Origin of the sequence: Colwellia sp. RSH04 (assembly GCF_003545765.1) — a bacterium.
GTDB lineage: Bacteria > Pseudomonadota > Gammaproteobacteria > Enterobacterales > Alteromonadaceae > Colwellia.
Map to the genome: position 1 here is coordinate 150450 of NZ_QXIO01000004.1, position 22566 is coordinate 173015.

The following is a 22566-nucleotide window of genomic DNA, read 5'->3' on the forward strand; positions in this document are numbered from 1 at the left end:
CTCAATGAAAAAAATTATCTTTTCGCTTATTTTAGCATTCGGTTTAATGAATGCTGCTCAAGCAGCACAAGGCGATGCCGCCGCAGGTAAAACTAAAGCAGCAGCTTGTGGTGCCTGTCATGGTCCTGCAGGTATTAGTGCTATGGGCATTTACCCAAATATCGCTGGTCAAAAAGACGCTTATATTATTAAACAATTGAAGGATTTTAAATCAGGCGCTCGTACAGACATGATGATGGCGCCTATGGCTGCCAATTTATCTGAGCAGGATATGGCTGATTTAGCGGCATATTATTCTTCGTTACCAATGGCAGGTGAAGAAGCCCCAGCAGAAAGTGCTTCAACAGATGCACCTACAGCAACAGCTAGTGCAGGTACTGCAGATGTTGTTACTTCTTCTCCAGCAGCTGCCATCTACAATGGCGATATTAAAGCAGGTCAATCAAAATCTGCAATGTGTGTTGCTTGTCACGGTGTTGACGGAAACAGCGCTGTACCAATGTACCCAAGTATTGCTGGTCAAAGTGCAAGTTACATTGCTAAGCAGTTAGCAGATTTTAAATCAGGTTTACGTGTTGACCCAGTAATGGCTGGCATGGTTGCTGGTTTATCTGAAGAAGACATGAACGATTTAGGTGCATACTTCGCTGTTCAATCTGCTACACCAGGTTCAGGTGAAACGAATGCTGAAGGCCATAAATTATACTTTGGTGGTGATGCAGCGAAAGGCGTTACTGCCTGTATCGCTTGTCATGGCGTTAAAGGTAAAGGCATGAAGCAAGCCGCTTTCCCTGCTGTCGCTGCGCAAAGCAAAGATTATTTGAAAAAGCAATTAGCTAGCTTCCGCGACGGTTCTCGTGCGAATGATAACAACGGCATTATGCGTAACATTGCTATCAAGCTTTCTGATGCTCAAATTGATGCCTTAGCTGAATACATGTCAGGCCTTAAATAGGTTCGGAAAACAACAAATATCTAAAGCAGCGTTTATCGCTGCTTTTTTTTAATCTTTTTTTGTTCAACACCTTATTTTCTTACAAAATTTAGACCAATTGCCTATTGTGATAACCTATAAAGCGTGTAGGCTAGCAAGCAGGAAACATGTTGTTATATTGCAATGAATCAATTATCGAATAATCATGACATTGTTGCTTGTCACCTCTGTGATGCAGTGTTTGACAAACCACAATTAAAGCAAGGACAAAGTGCTAAATGCCACCGTTGTGGTAGTACGCTAGTTGAGCGAAAAGTAGATTCAATTAATCGAAGCTTCTATTGGTCTATTGCTGGCATTGTATTACTTATTCCCGCCATTTTATTACCCATTATGGGCGTAACCCTAGCAAAGCAATATCACAATGCTTCGCTTCTTGACTGTATTCTTGTGTTAATAGACCGTGGTTTTTTTATGATAGCCACTCTTGTCTTTTTGTTTGCTATTGCAGTACCTATTGTGCGCTTGTTTGGTGCTTTTTATATTGCTATTAGCTTTAAGTATCAACGGTTAAGCTCATCAATGCTTACTTTTTTTCGTGCTTATCATCACTTAGGTCACTGGGCGATGCTTAATGTATTTATGCTGGGTATCATTGTCTCTATGTATAAATTAATAGATGATACTGAGCTCTCTGTTAATTTGGGATTGCTGTCATTAATTCTCTGGCTCATTTGCACCACCATGGCTTCTATCACCCTAGATCAAGACTACATATGGGAAACCTTAGAGCAAGAGTTTACTCATGAAGACAGCTAAAGAGTTAGGTTTAGGTTTATGCCCTAAATGTCATAAGGTCAACACTATGCATACCGAGCCTATGCAATGTGTTCGCTGTCATGGTTGGTTTTATCAACGAAATCGCAATAGTTTGCAATATACCTTAGCGTGGAATATAGCTGCCTTGCTGGCATTTATTCCCGCTAACCTCTATCCCATTATGATTATTTATTCACTAGGCATTGGCGATGAGTCAACAATTTTGTCGGGCATAGGGCAATTTATCGACCAAGGGTTATATCCAATTGCAGTGATAATATTTACTGCCAGTATTATTGTGCCGTTAATTAAAATTATTGGCCTTTTTGTGTTAGTTTATAAAGTGCATACAGGTGTACGCCTAAAACCAACTAAGCATAGCAAAATTTACTACATGTTAGAGTTCTTAGGTCCGTGGTCTATGCTTGATGTATTCGTGGTTGCATTACTGGTTGCTGTGGTAGAGTTAGGCTTTGTAACGTCTGTAGCTGCAGGCCCTGCAATTAACTATTTTACCATGACCGTAATTTTCACCATGATCGCAGCAAATAGTTTTGATCCTAGGCTGTTATGGGACAAAAAGCTAAAACAACAAAATAGGCATGCCGAAAGCAAAGGAATATAATGACAAGCGAAGAATCTCAACAGCCTAAAACTAAATCATTCAATTCTGCAGAAATTGTCCCTCGACAAGGTATTTCTATTGTTTGGTTTGTGCCATTTATCGCCCTTATTTTTGGTGGCTGGTTAGCCTTTAAGGTAATTTCAGAACAAGGCACTTTCATTACGATTGAGTTTGAAAATGGCTCAGGAATTGTGCCGAAAAAAACCGAAGTGCGTTACAAAGGCTTGGTAACTGGCATGGTGACTAAAGTTATTCCGTCAGATGATTTACAACATGTGATCGCTGAAGTTGAAATGTCACCAAAGTTCACTGATTACCTCACAGATAATACGCTTTTCTGGTTAGTTAGTGCTGACATATCACTTCAAGGTGTTTCAGGCTTAGATACACTCATTTCAGGTAGCTATATTAATATTCTTCCTGATACTGAAGAAGGGGCTGATAGCCAAGAGCATTTCATTGCACTAAATGAAGCGCCCGCATTAGATATGTCTAGCCCTGGTTTACACTTAACCTTACAAACTGACGTATTAGGCTCTGTGAGTGAAAATTCCCCCATCACCTTTAAACAGCTACCTATAGGCTATGTTACGGGTTATCGTTACGATGAACAGGCGAAAAAAATTAATATTAATGTGTTCATTGAACAAATACATGCACACCTCGTTAAAGAAAACTCACTATTTTGGAATACCAGTGGGGTTCAAGTTACCGCATCACTGAGTACGGGTTTAAAAATCAATACTGACTCTATTGCTTCAATTATTGCTGGTGGTATTGCCGTTGATACGTTGAGTTATCAAGATGAAGGTCAAGCAGCGAAAAATGGTGAAGTATTTACATTACACCCAGATTTTCAATCTGCTGAAGTAGGCCATGAAATTGAACTAACGTTAGCTTGGAATTCAAACATTGATCATAATGCCGCTATTATTTATCAAGGCTTCACTATTGGCACAATTGAGTCAATTACCAAAATAGATCCTGTTGAACGTAAAATTATTGCCAAAGCTAAAGTAAATCCGCGCGTGGTACCTTATTTAACCGATAATTCACAATTCTACTTGGTTTCACCTGAAATAGGGTTGACGGGTATTTCTAATGCCAAAACATTGCTTACTGGTACCTATATAGGCATCAGGCCATCATTAGCAGGCAACCCGCAAACCAAGTTTATTGTTTATAACAATAAACCCGCGTTTAAATATGACGAACCTGGTCTACACATTATGTTAGAGGCGAGCAGTAGAAGCTCTCTTCAAGTAGGCAGTAATATTTTGTATAAGCAGCAGGTCGTTGGCAATGTTCAAGCGATTAAAACTATTGGTGCTGAGCAGCATCAAATCTACCTACATATTCAGCCAGAATTTGAACATTATGTGACCCAAAAAAGCCGATTCTTTAATAATAGTGGCGTTAAGTTAACAGCCAACCTTCAAGGCGTAGAAATTGCTGCGGAGTCATTACAGACTATTCTTTCTGGCGGTATTGCTTTTATTAATGACGATAACCATGACGACAAAAGTACAACGCAAGTTACCGTTAAAAATGGCCACTCATATAAATTATTTGATGATATAAAAATGGCGCAACAAGTCGCCAAATTCACCTTAAAAACAAAGATTGATACCGCAATAAAACCAAAAACTCGTTTGCTTTATCGTGGCGAAGAAGTGGGTAGTGTGCAAACAATCGAGGTTATCGACAACATCAAACATGTGCATTTGGGTTTATTACCTGAGTTTGAGCATATTCTTAAAGCTGGCTCACAGTTTTGGTTAGCCGAGGCAAACTTAAGTTTGTCAGGTGCTACCGATACTCAGGCATTATTTGCAGGTAACTACATAACATTTAATATAGGAAAAGGCGAAAGCCAACATAGCTTTACTTTACTTAACAAACCACCTGCAAAACATCCAAGTGCTGACGGTTTACAACTGACCTTGTTGACTGACTCTGCCAATGTAGCTACACCGGGAAGTGCGGTAAGTTATCGTGGCGTAATTGTTGGTCAAGTAGACAATGTTGAGTTAGATAAAGCGACAGACAAGATTCAAGTTAATATTACGATAGACGACGAACATACCGACCTTATTTCAGCCAATACCCGCTTTTATAATGCTAGTGGCATAACCTTAAGTGGTGGTTTAGGTGATTTTGTTGTGAAAACAGAATCTCTCGATGCAATTTTACGTGGTGGAATAAGCTTTTATAATCCTGTCTCAACGTTAAACCCTGATGTTAAAGTTAATGAACTCGATAGTTTTTCATTATTTGATCATTATGAACAAGCTCAAGGTGCTGGTCTTGCAATAAAAATTCACTTTAACGACATTGCAGGCTTAAAGAAGAATACTAAGGTTATCTATCAAGAACAAGAGATGGGTTTCATCGAACGTTTAATATTTAATGATGACAAAGTAGGCGTAGAAGCATTAGTGATGTTAAATGATTTCGGTAGCCAATACGCAAAACAAGGCGCTAAATTCTGGAAAGTTGAGCCTGAAATTGGTTTAGTTGGCTCGAAAAACCTCGTAAATTTACTTGATGGCGCTTTCATTGCCTTATTACCTGCTCCAAAGAGTTCACCAGACACTTCTGAACTCAACTTTACCGCACTTGCACTTCCGCCGACAGTAACAGAGCTGCCTTATGGTCTAAACATAACATTAAGTACTCATCGACTTGGCTCAGTTAGGGTTGGTAATCCTGTGCTTTATCGACAAATAAAAGTTGGTGAGGTTATAGGGATTGATTTATCAGAAAACGCCAATAGCGTGAATGTTTTTATCAATATTGCAAAACGCTATGCCCCGTTAGTTAAACCTAACAGCCAATTCTGGAATACTAGTGGTATTAATATTGAAGCCGGTATTTTTTCAGGTATTAACATTGATTCAGAGTCTGTTGAAACCCTCATTGCGGGTGGTATTGCCTTTGCCACACCTGAGCAAGATGATTCAGAGCAACAAGCAGAATTACCGCAACAATTTATTTTGCATCAAGAGGTTGATAGTGATTGGCTTGAATGGCAAACCGAGATTTCGTTAAAGCCATAAATCGCTGAAGGTGACGGTTTAGCTATTTATGGCTACTTTGCATATTAAAGATTTATAGCCAGTGACGTTAGGTTGTTAAGTTTTTATATCTCTAGCGTTTGTTGATTAAGATATTGCTCTACGCATGCTTTACAAATACAGCGGGTATTTTTGATGTTATCAGGCAATTGCTTAATGAGCCCTTCAGGTACAGATAACGATTTACACCAACAATCATTTATTGCAACAACACGACACGAATTATCTTTATGACAAAGTGGGCAAATATTTTCGTCTGATTCTACCAATGCATTTCCTTAAATCCGCAAATCATGTAAATAAACATTAACTGGTGAAAGATTATCTTACGCCAAAAGGTCTTTGCTTACGAGGTTATTTAACCTCAGCTCGGGTTAAGAGATAAGTTAACAGTTTGAAGTTGTGATACTTGCGGTTATAGCTACTCACTAGCTTGATAGTTTTTCTTAATTCAAGGCAAATTCATTAAGAATAGTTATTCTATTGTTTATGAATTTAACACAGAAGTAAGGAAAAATAGCTGCTAGGGAGCTATTTATTATCCCGAACTGAGGTTATTTATCAATCGAAAAGAGATTATTTATGAAAAAAATGCTTATCGTTACAGCAATACTGTTACTCGCTGTGTTTGCTCAATGTCATGCCAGCGAAAAAATAGCTATTGATATAGGGCCTGAAGTCGGTGAAAACGCACCTAAAATCTCTGTTATTGATGAACAGGGTAGCAGACAAACCATTCAGTCTTTATCAAAAGAGAAAGGATTGATTTTGGTTTTTTTTAGATCAGCCGATTGGTGTCCATTTTGTAAGCGTCACTTAGTTGAGTTGAAAGAGTCCTATACAAAATTAAATGAATTAGGCTTTGGTGTTGCAGCAATTTCTTATGATGACACGATGATATTGAAAAATTTTTCTAACGAGCAACAATTGCCGTTCACACTATTGTCAGACCAAGATGTAAAAACGATTAATGCCTATAAAATACGAAACAAGCAATACCAGAAAGGGGAAGCCAACTACGGCATACCTTACCCCGGTATTGTGATTATCGATAACCAAGGCAAAGTGCTAGATAAGTATTTTTACCAAGGTTATAAACAACGAGTTAATTTTGAAGTATTAGCAACTAAATTAGCACAGCATTTGTAATCTAACTTATTGATATAATTCGCTATCAACAAATGCCTTAATAAGTGATTGGTACAACGCATTAATCGTTGGCCTTTCACTTGTATGCTCAAATAATGACGTGTGCACTTCAGCCTTAACACGTTCTGTTTTTCCACCTTGCTGATAACATAAATTTACGGGCTGAATGAGCTGCTCAAATAGTACATCAATCAGTATAAAAGCTTGCGCCAATACAATTTTTCCTCCGCCGCTTTTTAACACCACGCGTTGTGCTGTGCCGACCACTTTTTTACCGTTAATATTGAGGTTATAGTCACCGTCACAATACGAATGTTCGGTTGCATGGGCTTGAACTTCAATTCCCCATTGAGCAAAGAAACGTTTTAACACTGCACATAAGTTTTCATAGGCTTGGGTAATAGAATAAGGCTTGTCTTGGTGCCATTGATAAAGATGAGATAAATTAATAACCCCTTGGCATTGCGGTACAGGCGCGCCACCTGTTTTACGTGCATATAACTGCCAACCACTTTCCTTTAACGTGTTAATTAACTCAAGGGATTCTGGCCATTTTTTACCTGCGGGTAACACTAAGGTGGGCTCATTGGCTTGCCAAAGCATTAAGCACTGATCAAGCTCGCCTTGCTGTAGTTGTTTTAGCAACGTACTTTCTTTACTAAAAACATGTTCAACTGAGCTAGTTTCAAACTGGAGTAACTTGTGCTTTTGTTTGTTCATAATTAATTAAGCAGCCAAATATCGATTACAAGTTTAATCATATTTTCCTACCCTTTGAACATATTATCTAGCTCTTTTCGAGTTAATTGTCTCGGTAAACTTGGAAAGCCACCTGAGCAGCTTTTACCTGACATTTTTAAATCCGCAATAGTATTACTAACAAACAGTTTTAGATATACATCCATGGAAATCGCTTCAAACCTTAGTACGTTAGAAGAATTATATTTGAGCTTCTGTGTGAAACTAGATGACGTACCTTGATCTTTTTTGATATTCACCGTCACTTCTGCAACACCGTCGGTTATCGGCTTAACACTTATACAGGCACCATACTTAAGCGACTCAGTACACACTTGTTCGTTATCAAGCGCCCAAAACCTTCCATGTGTAGCGTATCCAGCGCCTAAAGGATCATTTATCTGATAATCATAATCTATTATTTGCGCCTTATTACAAGCATAAATATTTGTACTTATTGCTAAGAGAGCCAATAAAATAAAGACGTTAAGCATTCTTACTAAATAAGGTGACATCACGTTTCTAATCTAATCCTTTTATTAACACTTTACGATATCTCTTTCATAAAATCAGCAATAGCTTGCTCTGGGTTTTTAGCTTGAGTAATCGCAGTTACCACGGCAATGCTCTCTACTCCAGTTGCTAACACTTGCGTTGCTCTACTTAGATTGATACCGCCAATAGCGACCACGGGAATTTGCTGCTCGACTTGCTTAGGTCTTAAGTTTAATACTTGCGCTAAATTATCTATCCCTTGAATTTGCCCCGTCATATCTTTGGTTGTGGTAGGGAAAATTGCACCAATAGCTAGATAAGAGGGCTGCAACTGCTGCGCTAGCAAAAACTCATAACAGCCATGAGTGCTTATACCTAAGCGAATGCCAGATTGGTGAATATGTTGTAAATCTGCCTCGGTTAAGTCTTCTTGGCCAATATGCACACCATATGCACCATACTTAATCGCCAATTGCCAATAATCATTAATGAAGAGTCGGGTATTATAATCTTTAGCAAGCTCAACCGCTTCAGCGATCACTTGCTCTAGTTCCTCATCGGCTAAGTTTTTTACTCTCAGCTGTATAATCTCAAGCCCTAAAGGCAATAAGCGTTTTAACCACGCAATAGAGTCAATAACAGGGTAAAGCCCTAGTTTCTTGCCATCAAGTTCTAAAGAGTTAAACGCTGATAATTGCTGATACTGCTGTGACAACTCATCAATCACTTGTGGGAAGTCGCCAGCCTGATTAGGCCAATGTAATTGTTCAAAAGCGCCATAATATTGATGTTGCTTGGCAGCACTATGACTAACACTTGCTTGTAGCCCTTGGTAAATAAAGGCTTTACTCAAGGTAAAAGCATCGCGCACTAAATACCCTAACGCTAAAAAGCTCGCCATAGCCGTGGCAAAGCTACAACCACCACCATGACTGTAATGGCTATTTATTCTCGCTGATGATAATTGATAACTAATGGCTTCGTGAGTTCTATCCTGATTATCTTGTTTTATTTGGTTTAATTGGTGATAACAGTAATCAAGGCACTGCTTTGGATCATCACTATGCCCACCTTTTACAATGACGGCATTAATGCCATAAGCTTGATAAAGCGCTTGTGCTAATTCTACTTGGCTAGCATTGTTATTATTTTGCGCTAGCGTTTGCGCTTCACCCACATTTGGTGTGAGTATATCGACCTCTTTTAACAAAGGTTTTAATTCAGCCAAGGTAAGTGAGTTAAAATGACCACCAACACTCGCTTGCCCAACAGGATCATAAACAACAATAAGGTCTAATACTTTTAACTGAATTTTTCGAATAAGCTGCGTTAGCCAAACCACCTGTTCAACATTCGCCAGCAAGCCTATTTTGATGACCGAAGGTGTTTTATCTTCAATCAATACCTCAAACTGTTGTTGTAAAATATCAATTGAAACAGGATTAACTGACAATAACTTCGCTGAGTTTTGCACCGTATTCGCGGTAATTAAATGGCATACCTCAATCCCTAAAGCATGCCCTGTTTTGATATCTGCCGCAATACCAGCCCCACCAGAGCAATCACTCCCTGAAATGGTCCAAATAATTGGTTTTGATTTCATTTAATTATCTTTATTAAGTTGATATAAAAAGTTTTGCTGTTTACTGATGTATTGTTCAAGTTAGCGGAAAAAGCACGGAGTTGACGCTAGTCAATGAGTACTTTTGACAAATAAATTGAGCAATACAGCACAAACAGAGTAATTTTTTAGTTTTGGTGCCAAAAGGGTGTGTCTAGTATTGGCGTTGACGGATGAGCTGTTTGCCTTTGCTCCATCACCCCTGCTACATACCCTTGCTCTCCAGCCTTTAACGCCTGAGCAAAAGCTTTCGCCATCATAACGGGGTTGTCAGCCAATGCCACGGCACTATTAAGCAACACGCCGTCATAACCCATCTCCATCGCTAAACAAGCATCAGACGGCTTACCTATGCCAGCATCAAGTATTAAGGTGGCTTCGGGCAACCTCAAACGAATTGTCTCAAGGTTATAAGGGTTCATTAACCCTTTACCTGTTCCTATTGGCGAAGCCCAAGGCATAATGACCTGACAGCCTAAATCGTACAAGCGCTGACATAGTACTAAATCATCGGTACAGTAAGGCAGAACCTTAAAACCATCATTAATCAGTTGCTCTGCTGCGCTCAGTAACTCAATCGGATCAGGTTGAAGGTTATAATCATCGCCAATCACTTCAAGTTTAATCCAATTGGTTTGAAATATTTCTCGACTCATTTTTGCCAGCGTTACCGCTTCTTTTGCGGTTTTACACCCTGCTGTATTAGGCAGTAAATAGCCGTTAGTTTGGCTAACAATCTCTTGTAAGTATTGCCAAATTTGTTGCCCTGCTTGCTCGTTAGGATTTTGTCTCTTTAACGACAGGGTAACCACTTGCGATTCACTCGCTAAAATAGCCTGTTTCATTACTTGTGGTGAAGGGTATAACGCACTACCGATAAGCAAGCGACTTGATAATTGTTCACCATATATTGTTAACGACATTGGCACTAGCCTCCCTGAATAGGTAGTAACACATCAAGACTGTCACCGTTATGAACTAAGGTGTTGTCATAATCCGTTCTACCAACAAAATCACCATTAAGCGCAACAGCAAAAGTCGATTGCTGTGCCGTTATAAAATAAAGCTTTAAAGCCGCAGCAACGGTAATACTGCTCTCATGCTCTACGGTAAAAGCTTGACCATTTATATGAATATTCATGCGATAAATTCTTCTGTTTTTGAGTGATTAGCGTGAAAGTCAATCGGTAGCCAATGATCATAAGGGCGAGATTGCAACGCGCTATAACTACTTTGACCAATAACAGCCATCACTTGCTCTAGTACTATTGGGGCAATTAAAAAGCCATGTCTGAATAAGCCATTCACCTGAATAAGGCTTTGGTTCACTTTAATACTGGGTTGGTTATTATTAAAAGCCGGTCTACATTGGCTAACATGTTGTCGAATGTTCGCCTCAGCAAAGCCAGGGTGAACACTATAAGCAGCACTTAATAACTCCATCGCTGAGCGAACTGTCATGGGTGATTCATCTTCACTTTCTATTTCAGTAGCGCCCACCACATAATAGCCTTTTTGTTTAGGCGCAATATATAACTGATAGCGAGGGTGCATTAAGCGAATAGGCCTAGTAATGTGCACATCAGGCGCATACAATTGAAACAATTCACCCCGAACTGAACGCAAACCTTGTAACGGTGCGCTATTACTCGAAGCCTTAGCTTTACTTGCCCCTGTACCTCGACAATCAATGACTAAATCAAATGATTGTTGATATAATTTGTTTGCGTGTTGAAAACTAACCTGTTGACCATCACCCGTTTGCACGATGGCAGTCACTTCAGACTCGCTCTGCCAACAAAAAGTACGCTCTTTACCTTCTTGCTCAAGTTGCTTTTTCAACGCAACTAACAAACGACGATTACCTAACTGCCCCTCTTGGGGTAAATACAAACCTTGATTAAAACTTCGGCCTAACTCTGGCTCTAATTCGAGTAATTGTTGGCGATTTAATGAATGCACACTGTGCTCAGGATAATGAGTAGCCAAGTGCCTAACAAAGCGTTGGTAGTCGCCTTTGTCTTGCTCATGACTGACCATAATAGCGCCAGCTTGTTGAAAAATAGTGTATTCATCAAGGCTATTTAATAAATCTGGCCAACGCTTTAACGCAGCAAAGCCCATTTCAACAATGTTGGCTTCACAGTGTAGCGATTCACCTAACGGGGTTAATAAGCCAGCTGCTGCATAGGCAGCACTGTTATGTGCATTCTTTTTGTCTTTATCAAATAGCGTAATATCAAAGCTATGCTCAGCACTGTTACTTTCTCTTAATAAAGATAAAGCAATTAACCTGCCCATAAGCCCTGCGCCAATAATGGCTACTTTCATATGACCCACTTATTGAAGTTGCCCCTGAAGCACAGAGGCAATTTCTTGTACTCTATGCGCTTAAATTACTTAGCCGTGTGATAAATTTCACTGCCCGTTGATTTAAATTCTTCAGACTTTTCTTGCATGGCTCTTTCAACATCAATTGCCGATGATAACGTGACGGTTTCATCAAGCAGTTTGATTTCTATTTCGCCTTTATCAAGATCAGCTGCGTAATCACGTACTTCTTGTGATATTTTCATTGAGCAGAATTTAGGGCCACACATAGAGCAGAAGTGAGCAACTTTGCCTGACTCTTGTGGCAAGGTTTCATCATGATAAGCGCGTGCTGTTTCAGGGTCTAAACCAATATTGAATTGATCGTACCAACGAAACTCAAAACGTGCCTTACTCATGGCATTGTCACGAATTTGTGCGCCGGGGTGGCCTTTCGCTAAATCGCCAGCATGTGCGGCAATTTTATAAGTTATTAGCCCTTCTTTTACGTCTTCTTTATTCGGTAAACCTAAGTGCTCTTTCGGCGTTACGTAACAAAGCATGGCGCAACCATACCAACCGATATTCGCGGCACCAATACCCGAGGTAATATGATCATAGCCCGGTGCAATATCAGTAGTTAACGGCCCTAAGGTATAGAAAGGCGCTTCGCCACAATGTTCAAGCTGCTCTTCCATATTGTCTTTAATCATATGAAGTGGCACATGGCCTGGGCCTTCAATGATAGTTTGTACATCATGTTTCCAAGCAATTTTAGTTAATTCACCTAAAGTACGTAACTCGGCAAATTGTGCTTCATCATTAGCATCTGCGACTGAACCTGGGCGTAAACCATCACCTAATGAAAACGACACATCATATTTTTTCAGGGTTTCACAAATGTCTTCAAAATGAGTATATAAGAAGTTCTCTTTATGATGCGCTAAACACCATTTTGCCATAATTGAGCCACCGCGCGAGACAATACCTGTAACACGTTTGGCGGTCATAGGAACATAACGTAATAACACACCTGCATGAATAGTGAAATAATCAACCCCTTGTTCAGCTTGTTCTATTAAGGTATCGCGAAAAATTTCCCACGTTAAATCTTCAGCAATACCATTTACTTTTTCTAGTGCTTGGTAAATAGGTACCGTACCAATTGGCACAGGTGAATTACGCAAAATCCATTCACGTGTTTCATGGATATTACGACCAGTAGATAAATCCATAACCGTATCAGCACCCCATTTTGCCGACCACACTAACTTTTCAACTTCTTCTTCAATAGAAGAAGTAACGGCTGAGTTACCAATATTGGCATTTACCTTAATTAAAAAGTTACGACCAATAATCATCGGTTCACATTCTGGGTGATTAATATTTACCGGAATAATCGCACGACCACGCGCGACTTCATCGCGAACAAATTCAGGCGTGATTTGTTCAGGAATACTGGCACCAAACGATTGCCCTTTATGCTGCTGTAATAAAATTTCATCTTTCACTTGTTCGCGCTTTAAGTTTTCACGAATAGCAATGTATTCCATTTCAGGGGTAATAATGCCTTGTTTCGCGTAATGCATTTGCGTAACATTCTTGCCTTCTTTGGCAATACGCATTTTGGGTAAATGCTCAAAACGAATATGATCAATACCCTCATCAGCTAAACGTTGTTGCGCATAAACAGAGCTGTTTGATTGCAAAAATTCAACATCATCACGGGCATCTATCCAGGTTTCACGTAAACGCGGTATGCCTTTATGAACATCAATATCAACGCCTTCATCAGTATAAAAACCTGAAGTATCATAAACGCATAATGGTTCATTTTTTTCATAAATAGGATTGTCTTTACCACCACCTACAAGGGTGTCAGACAAAGTAATCTCACGCATACCCACTTTAATATCGTGAATAGTACCGTTAACATAAATTTTCTTAGAGTTTGGAAAAGATTGATCTGATACGTTCTTTAGAAAGGCTTCTGCCGCTGCACGTTTTTCACGTCTTGTTTGCGGCTTGTTTTCAATATCGCTCATGGTCACTACCTGTTTTTAAAAGTATTAAAATTTAAAAAAAAGGCGGAGCTGTTGACAAAAAGAGAGTAGCTTCATTATAGAAAATGATGCTCTGTCTTGTTCCCTACGCAGATACTAATCTGTTCAGGTACTACGGATCCCGCTTACGCGATCTCAGCCTTTGGCACTCCGACAAGTTGTTTGTTAACGGTATATACACGCAGAGTAGTTCTCTGGGCTAGTTAACAAAGCAACCAGATTCTATCCTGAGCACCTATAAATACGCAAGAGATAAAAAACCTATTCTCTGTAATGTAAGACTAAGCTAATGTCATGGGGTTGTTCCCCATAAACAAATGAAAACATCGAAGGAAAACTTGAACAGAAAGACTTACATGAATTGCAACCTGATCTGTTAAGTTTACTCGTTAGAGCTTAACCAAATCTATTAGTCGCATATGTGCCAAAATCGGAAGTTTGTATCTGAATTTTAAAAGGCAATTTTGACATGTTAGCAGACATTAAACTTGGCATTTCTAACAACAAATACCTGACATTGCGAACATTAGGAAAATCACTGAACTATACTTTTTTAAAAATCCGTAGATGTTTTGTCGTGACAACCCTAATGTACGCAAAAGATCCAAAGCTGGGGTTAGTGATGCATTGGATATTATTCGGAAAATTTATAATTATGGGGTTAACTTTACTCTGACCCCGATTAATTTCAAATATAAATTACCCTGAAGATTTGCCATCAGTTTGAACATTTCTATCTAAGTGCATAAAGCCTGGAGTGATAGAAACATCTATTATTGAATTTTCAATATTTAAGTAAGCCAAGAAATGAATAAATTTATTAAAACCAAACCAATTAGAGTTGTTTAATTCTTTCCTATACTCAGTATTCAAATGTATCGAGAGCGAACTAAGTGCTACAGGTACTTTTGAGTTTATCAAAAGATTAGTTATGCTTTGTATTAATTCCTCCTTTAATTTTAGGTGTTGCTCTTTTCTAATGTCAATAATTTCTCTAGTCGTATTATGCTCATAATCTTTCTTTAAATCTTTTACAAAAATATAACCCGGCGTTTGACTTAAATTAATATCTAGCTTTGGTAAATCAAGATTTTTTAATAAAATTGAAAACTTAGAAAAACCAAACCATTGGTTATTTGTCACAATATTTCCGAACCGAAATCTGACTAACTTTGCAAGAACTGCTAATGTGAGCTTATGGTCAGCATCGGTTACTTTTTCCGTTATATAATTTTCAAGCTGGGATTTGATATTTCCCGAAATATAACCTTGCGACTTTTTAGCTCTAATCTTCGTAGCCCAGCGTCCTTTCGTAGTTTCTTCTAGATAAAATTCAACGAAAGACCCTTCAACACTTTCATCAAGAACATCATGGGGGGTGAAATACACTTGCCCACCGCCATCACTAACCTCCAAAATCCCAAATGATTCTTTGTAATATTGAGTTATTAATCCCTCAACTTTTACGGTGTTAATTTTGTAAATAGATGATGCGCTTCTAGTTCCATCGTCATTGTGCCAATGATTTACAAAGGACACTAAGTCTCCTTTTTTTAGTGAGTCTAGACAGCTTGAGTCTATTGAATGATGCGAAAAAATTGCATTCTTCTCACCATCTTCTACCTCTATAATACCTACGTTGTCATTGTAGTTTAATATTTTTCCATAAAACCTTTCTGGTTCTATTTCCTGTTTTTGTTCTTGGACGATATTACTTTTTGTATTAGATTCGACAATAGCTGTACTTTGTAGTTCGTAATTATCGGCTGTCAATGCATGTTCATAATTTAGTTTTACGTTTCTATGGAGTTCATTTTTTATAAATTTAAAAAATAATGGACGGGGAATTATTCCGAGAGAAGATACGACCGCTATATCAATAGCAAATAGTTGCTTCGGTCGACCATTATTATTCCGTATCATTTTAGCTTTATCATGCAATGCTCCTGACATAATCAATCTCTGAAACTTCTCAGAGGTTACTCTGTTTGTTAGAAAGTAAATGGTTTGCGGCTGATTGCGATTAACTTTTTCATTTTTATTTCGAATTTTTCTATTTTGTTGAGTCAAATCATCGACTAATTTATAGATGAAGTTTTTATCACGCTCTTGGACTGAACTGTGTTCCAGCAATTGATCATTTGCTAGTTTTTCAATTGCTATTCTAGTTCTATCTAGATTTATATAGCTATCTTCGCATGCTCTCCTCAATATTTCTAAGAATCGACGTGGAATGCCGTTCGCAGCATAAATAGCCAAGTACAAAGTATTTTCGTGGTCGAATAAGCTGTTCACTAAGCTATTATAATCACCATCGTAATCTATTAAATTTTTCGCTCTGCTCAGTAAACACTCTTTAAAGAAAGCTTCGTAGCCAGCTTTATCAGCTTCATCCTTTTGTAAATATTCGATTATACAATCATGACCTGGTTCAAAGTTCACACCGTCTTGCTCTTGGGTCGGGTAATATGTATTGCCTTTCGGATAAACTGAACCGATAAAAAAACAACACCATTTATGCTTATGAGGTTGTGAGGGTTGTATTCCTCTTATAGATTTAAACAATCTAAATATTTCTACCTGTGCACTCTTAGGAGCCTCTGAGCACTCATCTATAAGAAGGAGTGTATAGTTCAAGTTAAGAATTTCTTGAAGCTGCTTTAAGAAAGCACTTAGGAAGTCTGATGCGTTTTGGTCAGAAAGTTGCCTGCTCATATACACAATTTCAGTATTTTCCTTGTGAGAATCAGTTTTATCTATCCCGTGTTGAAACTCGGCTTTTACTTTCTTAATGTCAACACCTAAATCAATGTTGCCACTTTCTTTTGAAGCCACAGTTGCAAGTATTTCATCTTTCTGTAGATGTTCTTTTATAGAAAAACTCAAATTAAAATGTAACCTATCCGCGAGTTTAGAAATTTCGTCAAATACTTCTACACCTATTTTCGTGTCATCTATTTTGAATAGTTTTTTTATGTATGCTATGGCATTTCTCCCATCTGATGATTCTAGTTGGGCTTGAGATATAAAACTTTTGCTAGCCTCTACTGCAAGTTTAACAAGATGGACGTATAAATTTAATCGAAATTCTTGGGGGTCTTTTCGGGAGTGCTCACTTAATTGCGCAATAGATATATATATTGGTAAAACTTTTTTTTCTTGATAATTTTCAATGTGGAATCTTTGAATCATTTTTAGCACATGGGTTTTCCCAGCCCCTCTTATGCCTTCTATAAGTGTATTTTTTTTGTCTCCAATATCGTTTAGGCTATGACCAACATGTGTTTCGGGATAAAATCCGTTTGATTGTGCATCATGGTTAAAAAATGAATTGTCTATTTTCATGTCACTTCCTTTGAGCAATAATTTAAAAAAGTTAGATAGATAATTTACCTACTTCTTGTGAAGAATTAATGGACCCTAACAGCAGCATAAATAATAGCAACCATAAAATCAATGCGTTACATTCAAGAACTATAAATCGAATAGCGTAACGTAAAGGGTATTACTAACACTGAATTACAAGCACGTCTGTCATCCTTGTGTGCTATTTGTATAATAGGCTGGAAAAGCACTCTAAAATTTCTCCAGATAAAAAGGGGTTTACTAGTAAAAGCAGTGAACTTATTACTGTAGCTTAAGGCAAGGTGACGCAAAGCATATACTCCCCTAATGCCAGTTAATGGCTAACAGAAGTCATATAAAGTAATTACTGATGGTAACCTCCGTACTTCACTCATTTCAGACAATCAGGTTTAATCAGATCCTCCCCCCGTAAGGCGTCAGTGCAAGTATGAACCTTTACACATAACCTTTATCACATAACGACGACTACAAATAAAAGTACTTTAATCACTACGCCTCAATAAAATCATGTTTAATTGATAAAAAATTGTACTCAAAAATTAACACGCCCTAGGTTGATTTAAGATAGAATGAATGTTTACTTACTTCATTTACTTAGGTTAAATATGATTACGGTAATTTCTCCAGAATATTTTAACACCATTCCATGGAAAAATGGTCTTGGTAGCACAACCGAACTTGCCATAAGCCCAAACAGTAATTTAACTGATTTTGACTGGCGTTTAAGTATTGCTACCGTAGCTAATAATGGTGTGTTCTCTGATTTTTCCGGTTACCAAAGAAACCTTGTATTAATTGAAGGTAATGGCCTTACGTTAAAACACGATAGTGGCCAAGTAGACGAGCTCTCTCAATTACTTGATATTGCAGAGTTTGATGGTGGTTGGCAAACCGAAGGTTTACTCAGCGAAGGAACAATTAAAGATTTTAATATCATGGTAAAACAAGGGTGTTATCAAGCAAACGTAACTACCTATAGCGCAAAACAAGTTGTTACTGTGAACCCTAAAACATGCGCATTGTGTTTTGCCTATAGCTTATCTGCCCAAATCCAAATTATGCAGGGTGAGCACAAACTCTTTGCCCCTTCAGGCTCTTTATGTCGCATTGATAATCAAGCCTGTGCGAGTGATAAAGACATTAATCTCATTGGCGAAAATATGATTGTTATTGAGTTAAATAAAAAAAGCTTAAGTTCAGTTGGTTAAAAAGGTTAATTAATACCAATACGTATAAGATGAGTAATATGCCCAATTCAAAACAAAAATCACTACAAAGTCGACATCAAAACCTGCAACAAAACCTACAGCAAAATATCACGCTACTATTTATTAGCCTTGCATTCGTCTTTATCGTTTCAACACTCATTAAACCTTATCCATTGAGTTGGGCTGTAAAACTATTACCCATTGTATTATTAATTTGCGTGACCTGGCAGCAATTAACGCGATTGAAAACACAGCAAACTCATTCAACACCGTTAAGCCATGCAACATTTTTTCTTCTAGGGTTGATGTGCTCAGCCATTGGCGATTTTATTTTAGATTATAATAGAGAGCAGTGGTTTATCTTTGGGCTAGGCGCATTTTTTGTTGCTCATTTATTTTATCTGAAAAGCCTAAGCCCGTTTAAGAACAAGCACTCCAAAGGCATAACCACGGTGATTCTATTAGCGTATGGCATCTTTGGCACCATCATGTTTTTCTTGCTAAAAGATGGTCTTGGCGAGTTATTTATTCCTGTACTTGCTTACATGGGCGTGTTGTTGTTAATGGCAATTGCGACGGTATTTAGTGCTAAATCTAACGTTTGGCTAATTGCTGGCGGTATTAGCTTTGTGGTATCAGACTCTCTTATTGGTTTTGATAAGTTCACTGCACAGCTTTGGCAAAGCCAACTTTGGGTCATGGCAACGTATTATTTCGCGCAATTTGCCTTAGTTAAAGGTTATCTCAGCGCGATTAATAATACAGACGAAAGCTAGGCTTTAAAATGTGTGGCCGATTTAGCGTTCAAGGTAATATGTTTCCTCAAGTCAGTGAGGCTTTTAATATGCCCTTTTCTACAGAGACAAATTCAAATTTAAGCCCTAGCCAGCAAGTTGCAACAATCACAAAATCAAGTACAGGTTTCAGGCAAACTGACTCTGTATGGGGCATTAAGCCAGATTGGTCTAATAAGCTGCTAATTAATGCACAAGCAGAAACGGCAGCGACTAAATCAACATTCAAGCAAGCCTTTGCATCTCAGCGCTGCTTAGTGCCTTGCAATGGTTGGTTCGAATGGCGCACTGAGGAAGGTAAAAAAGTAAAGTATTTCTTCGAACATGCCAATAAGTTACCCCTATACATGGCAGGTATTTTATTCAAAAAAGAACATACTGAACTGGTAACATTAACGACGACACCTAACCCTAAATGTGCTCAATATCATCAACGCATGCCCGTTTTGGTTTATCCTGAAAATACCCATAATTGGTTTAGTGCAACAACCGAAGAGTTAAACCCGCTACTATTGCCTGTTCACGAAGACATAATTAAAGTCTCAAAAGCAGAATAAATCATTATTATTCAATCACTGATATACCCAAAAAATAGTATTTGTCATACACTTTAACTATCATTTTTTATAAGCCTCAATTTATGAATAACGACCGTTTTATTCCCTTTAGAAAGCAGGATATCATCTCAATGCTTGCTCAAAATTTACCTAAAGAACAAAACCAAGCGTCTTTCCTGCAGTTTTGCCAGTTACTTTCTAGTGTTGTTCATCATGATTATCATCAGCTACTTGAGTCATTAAAGTGTGATTATGCGCCATTTGACCCCAATGCTGATACACGCTCATTCACCACTTATTCTTTAACTCAACGCAACAAGTGTAGAGAAAACTTTGCCAATAACTTAGCTAAAGTACTCAATGCTGCCAACTTTGAAAAAATTACTGAACAAGATTTGCAAGAAGCATTAACGGAAGAGTCGTTATTTAAAGTCAGGCTGGAAGTCGACTTTGAAGATTTTGAGCAAGTGGTTTTTTATCGTCGTGGTGAATCAACCAAGCATGAGACATTAACTTTTTTTTGGGGCCTTAAAAAGCAAACGATTAATTTTACCCATTATGATCGCGTTGCGGTATTTATTACGTTTAAAAATGCTGAACATTTTCAACAAAAAGGTAAAACTCCTTTAGGTTTTGAGCCAAGTTCAACCATTGTTAAACTTTTTCAAAATGTACCAAAGGCTGATTTAGAAATGCTATTTCCTAATAGCGAAGTAAGAATGCGCCCTATTGATAAGGCTATTATTAGCGGCTCAGCTATTATTGGTGGTGCGGTGGTATTGGTAACAAAATTAGGCGCTTCAATATTATTGCTGGCAGCACTGTTTGCTTTTTGGTTTGGTTGGCGCGAAGAGTCAGTTGAAATGACTCAGCAACACTTTATATCGTTTGCATTAGGTATGGGAATATTTGGTGGCTTTGTTTTTAAAGAATGGAGTAAATTTAAAAACCGTAAAATCAAGTTTATGAAAGCCTTATCAGACAACCTCTATTTTAAAAATTTAGATAATAATGCCGGTGTTTTTCACACCTTAATTGATGCCGCTGAAGAAGAAGACTTTAAAGAAGCCATCATTGCTTATAGTTTTCTATTAGCACAAACAAAAGGCTGTACAGCCAATGAGTTAGATGATGCAGTTGAACAGTGGTTTCAAGATAAGTATCAATGCCACTTAAATTTTGAAATTTCTGATGCGCTAGAAAAACTTGAAACCATGAAGTTAGTGACTATTAAAGATGACCGTTACTTAGCCATCTCATTAAACCAAGCTAAAACAACCCTCGATACTTATTGGGATAACATTTATCACTTCAATTAAATTTTAATTCGCTACTACTGATTGTCGAGATTAAACCCTGTGCGAAAATATTGTTCAAAATCACTGTCTGATGTGCCAATGGCTGCTTGGCGAAGCAAATTATAATAAGCTTGAGATTGATAAAGTGTCTCTAATACACGATTAAGCTGTTTAATAAACTGCTGATTAATATCATCTTGGTGACACATAACATGGCCAATTGCGAAAGGAGGCATGCCTTTAATTGAGTAACTGTATGGCATTTGCCCCCCTATAAACTGCCAATGGCTGTTTACATCTGCTGGGTACGCCAATTTCACATCGAATTTGCCCGCTTTTAATTCTTTTAATTGCGCAAAGACATCGATTGATGCCTCTACAATATTCGTATGAGGCAACTGTTCTAGCTCTTTCATTAAGGGGGCGCTATACAGTAAACTTGGTGTTACTCCGATATGTAAATTAGGTGATTTGATAAAGTCAGCTAACTCAATTTCCTGCTCAACTTCTAACGGCTTCATCGAAAATAGCCGTGCTCCGGTATAAAGTGCAAAGGGCTTAGAAAAATAGTTTTGCTCGGCGCGTGTTAGTGTATAAATTTTGTTGGCAAAACACTGTTGCGCTGTTAAAAGATTATCAGCAGAGTGACTATCAACTTTAACAAACTCAATATTAAATTGAGTCAATTGAGATAAGATAAGCCGATAGAGTACCGCTTCTAGTGAATGTAAATTTTCTGCTCCCTTTGCTCGATGTAAGTTTGCATCATCTGTTTTAATAATTATGGTGGGTCTATTTACCTGAAAGTGAGCAAAACCGGCATGTTCATAATCATCAGTATAGAGTTTTTTTAGCTCTCCTGAATCTCGTAGTTTTAGCATTTCCCGATCATAAATCTGAGCTAATGTTTTGCCTCGTTTTGTATCAGAAAAAGCAAGGTAGATTGGTCTTGCAGGTAATAATTCTAAACTATGAAGCTTACCGCTATAGTCTTTATGAATGTTGTATTCAAAATCGATAAAGCTATCAATTCGTCCATTCATTAATAATCGGAAGCCTTTTTCTAGCGTATCCACCAAATAACTTTTATGGGAATAGCTTATGTATTTATCAAAATCATATCCTTGTAACCAAGACAAGGTAAGGTTTTCTAAATCAGAAAGATGTTTTATATCTTTTCGGCTTTTTAAATAAAAAGCTTTTACAGGGTAATCAATGTCGAGTCGCCATTTAGGAAAGTGGCCTTTGGGGACGTCTTCTCTAGCAACACCAATCACCAAATCAAAACCGTTTTGGCCAAATAAATTTGTCATTCTATTGTACGAAGTAAATTGAAAATCTAACTCTTCGTCAGGGTATATGCGTTTAACAAGCTCGATGTATTTTCCTGATTCATCAGCGTTACTGTATCCATCCCAAACGGTTACTCCTACGACTATTTTTGCTTGAGCAAAGCTACTATAAATAACTAAAAAAAACGCCAAAACAAGGTAATGCATTAAATTAACTTAT

At 37.9% G+C, this 22566-nt stretch carries 19 protein-coding genes and 1 riboswitch; of the genes, 9 read left to right on the forward strand and 10 right to left on the reverse strand.

The window, feature by feature from the left end; genetic code table 11:
* Positions 1–4: 4 nt before the first annotated feature.
* The 4 genes from D1094_RS08420 (at position 5) to D1094_RS08435 (ending at position 5437) form a co-directional block, all read left to right on the forward strand.
* Complete coding sequence (locus tag D1094_RS08420; protein ID WP_118959657.1) at positions 5–955, forward strand: cytochrome c; 951 nt, start codon at positions 5–7, stop codon at positions 953–955.
* Between the two features lie 162 nt (positions 956–1117).
* Positions 1118–1753, forward strand: coding sequence for a paraquat-inducible protein A (locus D1094_RS08425; protein WP_118959658.1), 636 nt, complete (start codon positions 1118–1120; stop codon positions 1751–1753).
* Positions 1740–2378, forward strand: a complete 639-nt coding sequence (locus D1094_RS08430; RefSeq protein ID WP_118959659.1) for a paraquat-inducible protein A — start codon at positions 1740–1742, stop codon at positions 2376–2378. The genes D1094_RS08425 and D1094_RS08430 overlap by 14 nt, the downstream gene beginning before the upstream one ends.
* Positions 2378–5437 carry a PqiB family protein gene (locus D1094_RS08435; protein ID WP_118959660.1) on the forward strand — a complete coding sequence of 1020 codons (3060 nt, stop codon included), beginning with the start codon at positions 2378–2380 and terminating at the stop codon, positions 5435–5437. Before D1094_RS08430 ends, D1094_RS08435 begins: the two co-directional genes overlap by 1 nt.
* An 83-nt stretch (positions 5438–5520) precedes the next feature.
* On the opposite strand, the gene D1094_RS08440 is transcribed toward D1094_RS08435, so the two are convergent.
* Entirely contained in the window at positions 5521–5724 is a 204-nt protein-coding gene (locus tag D1094_RS08440; RefSeq protein ID WP_118959661.1) for a cysteine-rich CWC family protein, read from the reverse strand.
* A gap of 313 nt (positions 5725–6037) precedes the next feature.
* Here D1094_RS08440 and D1094_RS08445 point away from each other — a divergent pair, with 313 nt between their 5' ends.
* The gene (locus tag D1094_RS08445; RefSeq protein ID WP_259337877.1) at positions 6038–6604 is read left to right on the forward strand and encodes a peroxiredoxin family protein; all 567 of its coding nucleotides are present in this window, start codon (positions 6038–6040) and stop codon (positions 6602–6604) included.
* Positions 6605–6610: 6 nt separating this feature from the next.
* Here D1094_RS08445 and D1094_RS08450 read toward each other — a convergent pair whose 3' ends face one another.
* The 8 genes from D1094_RS08450 to D1094_RS08490 form a co-directional block, all read right to left on the reverse strand.
* Positions 6611–7324: a lipoyl protein ligase domain-containing protein gene (locus D1094_RS08450; protein WP_118959662.1), complete on the reverse strand. Its 714-nt coding sequence runs from the start codon at positions 7322–7324 to the stop codon at positions 6611–6613.
* Between the two features lie 47 nt (positions 7325–7371).
* Complete coding sequence (locus tag D1094_RS08455; protein WP_118959663.1) at positions 7372–7857, reverse strand: hypothetical protein; 486 nt, start codon at positions 7855–7857, stop codon at positions 7372–7374.
* A gap of 32 nt (positions 7858–7889) precedes the next feature.
* A complete protein-coding gene (gene thiE, locus D1094_RS08460; protein WP_118959664.1) occupies positions 7890–9440 on the reverse strand; it encodes a thiamine phosphate synthase in 1551 nt (516 codons plus the stop codon).
* Positions 9441–9586: 146 nt separating this feature from the next.
* Positions 9587–10381, reverse strand: coding sequence for a thiazole synthase (locus D1094_RS08465; RefSeq protein ID WP_118959665.1), 795 nt, complete (start codon positions 10379–10381; stop codon positions 9587–9589).
* Between the two features lie 5 nt (positions 10382–10386).
* Positions 10387–10599: a sulfur carrier protein ThiS gene (thiS, locus tag D1094_RS08470; RefSeq protein ID WP_118959666.1), complete on the reverse strand. Its 213-nt coding sequence runs from the start codon at positions 10597–10599 to the stop codon at positions 10387–10389.
* Positions 10596–11789, reverse strand: a complete 1194-nt coding sequence (locus tag D1094_RS08475) for an FAD-dependent oxidoreductase (protein ID WP_118959667.1) — start codon at positions 11787–11789, stop codon at positions 10596–10598. The genes thiS and D1094_RS08475 overlap by 4 nt, the downstream gene beginning before the upstream one ends.
* 65 nt (positions 11790–11854) lie before the next feature.
* A complete protein-coding gene (thiC, locus tag D1094_RS08480; RefSeq protein ID WP_118959668.1) occupies positions 11855–13813 on the reverse strand; it encodes a phosphomethylpyrimidine synthase ThiC in 1959 nt (652 codons plus the stop codon).
* Between the two features lie 83 nt (positions 13814–13896).
* A riboswitch (TPP riboswitch) is annotated at positions 13897–13994 on the reverse strand.
* 536 nt (positions 13995–14530) lie between these two features.
* Entirely contained in the window at positions 14531–17176 is a 2646-nt protein-coding gene (locus tag D1094_RS08490) for a hypothetical protein (protein WP_118959670.1), read from the reverse strand.
* Between the two features lie 626 nt (positions 17177–17802).
* Between D1094_RS08490 and D1094_RS08495 the strand changes: the two genes are divergently transcribed.
* The 4 genes from D1094_RS08495 (at position 17803) to D1094_RS08510 (ending at position 21075) form a co-directional block, all read left to right on the forward strand.
* Complete coding sequence (locus D1094_RS08495; protein ID WP_118959671.1) at positions 17803–18405, forward strand: HutD family protein; 603 nt, start codon at positions 17803–17805, stop codon at positions 18403–18405.
* Positions 18406–18443: 38 nt separating this feature from the next.
* On the forward strand, positions 18444–19181 hold the full coding sequence (locus D1094_RS08500; protein WP_182440134.1) for a lysoplasmalogenase: 738 nt from the start codon (positions 18444–18446) through the stop codon (positions 19179–19181).
* A gap of 8 nt (positions 19182–19189) precedes the next feature.
* A complete protein-coding gene (locus D1094_RS08505) occupies positions 19190–19756 on the forward strand; it encodes an SOS response-associated peptidase (RefSeq protein WP_118959673.1) in 567 nt (188 codons plus the stop codon).
* 83 nt (positions 19757–19839) lie between these two features.
* Positions 19840–21075, forward strand: coding sequence for a TMEM143 family protein (locus D1094_RS08510; protein ID WP_118959674.1), 1236 nt, complete (start codon positions 19840–19842; stop codon positions 21073–21075).
* Between the two features lie 14 nt (positions 21076–21089).
* On the opposite strand, the gene D1094_RS08515 is transcribed toward D1094_RS08510, so the two are convergent.
* On the reverse strand, positions 21090–22553 hold the full coding sequence (locus tag D1094_RS08515; RefSeq protein ID WP_118959675.1) for an ABC transporter substrate-binding protein: 1464 nt from the start codon (positions 22551–22553) through the stop codon (positions 21090–21092).
* Positions 22554–22566 lie beyond the last annotated feature (13 nt).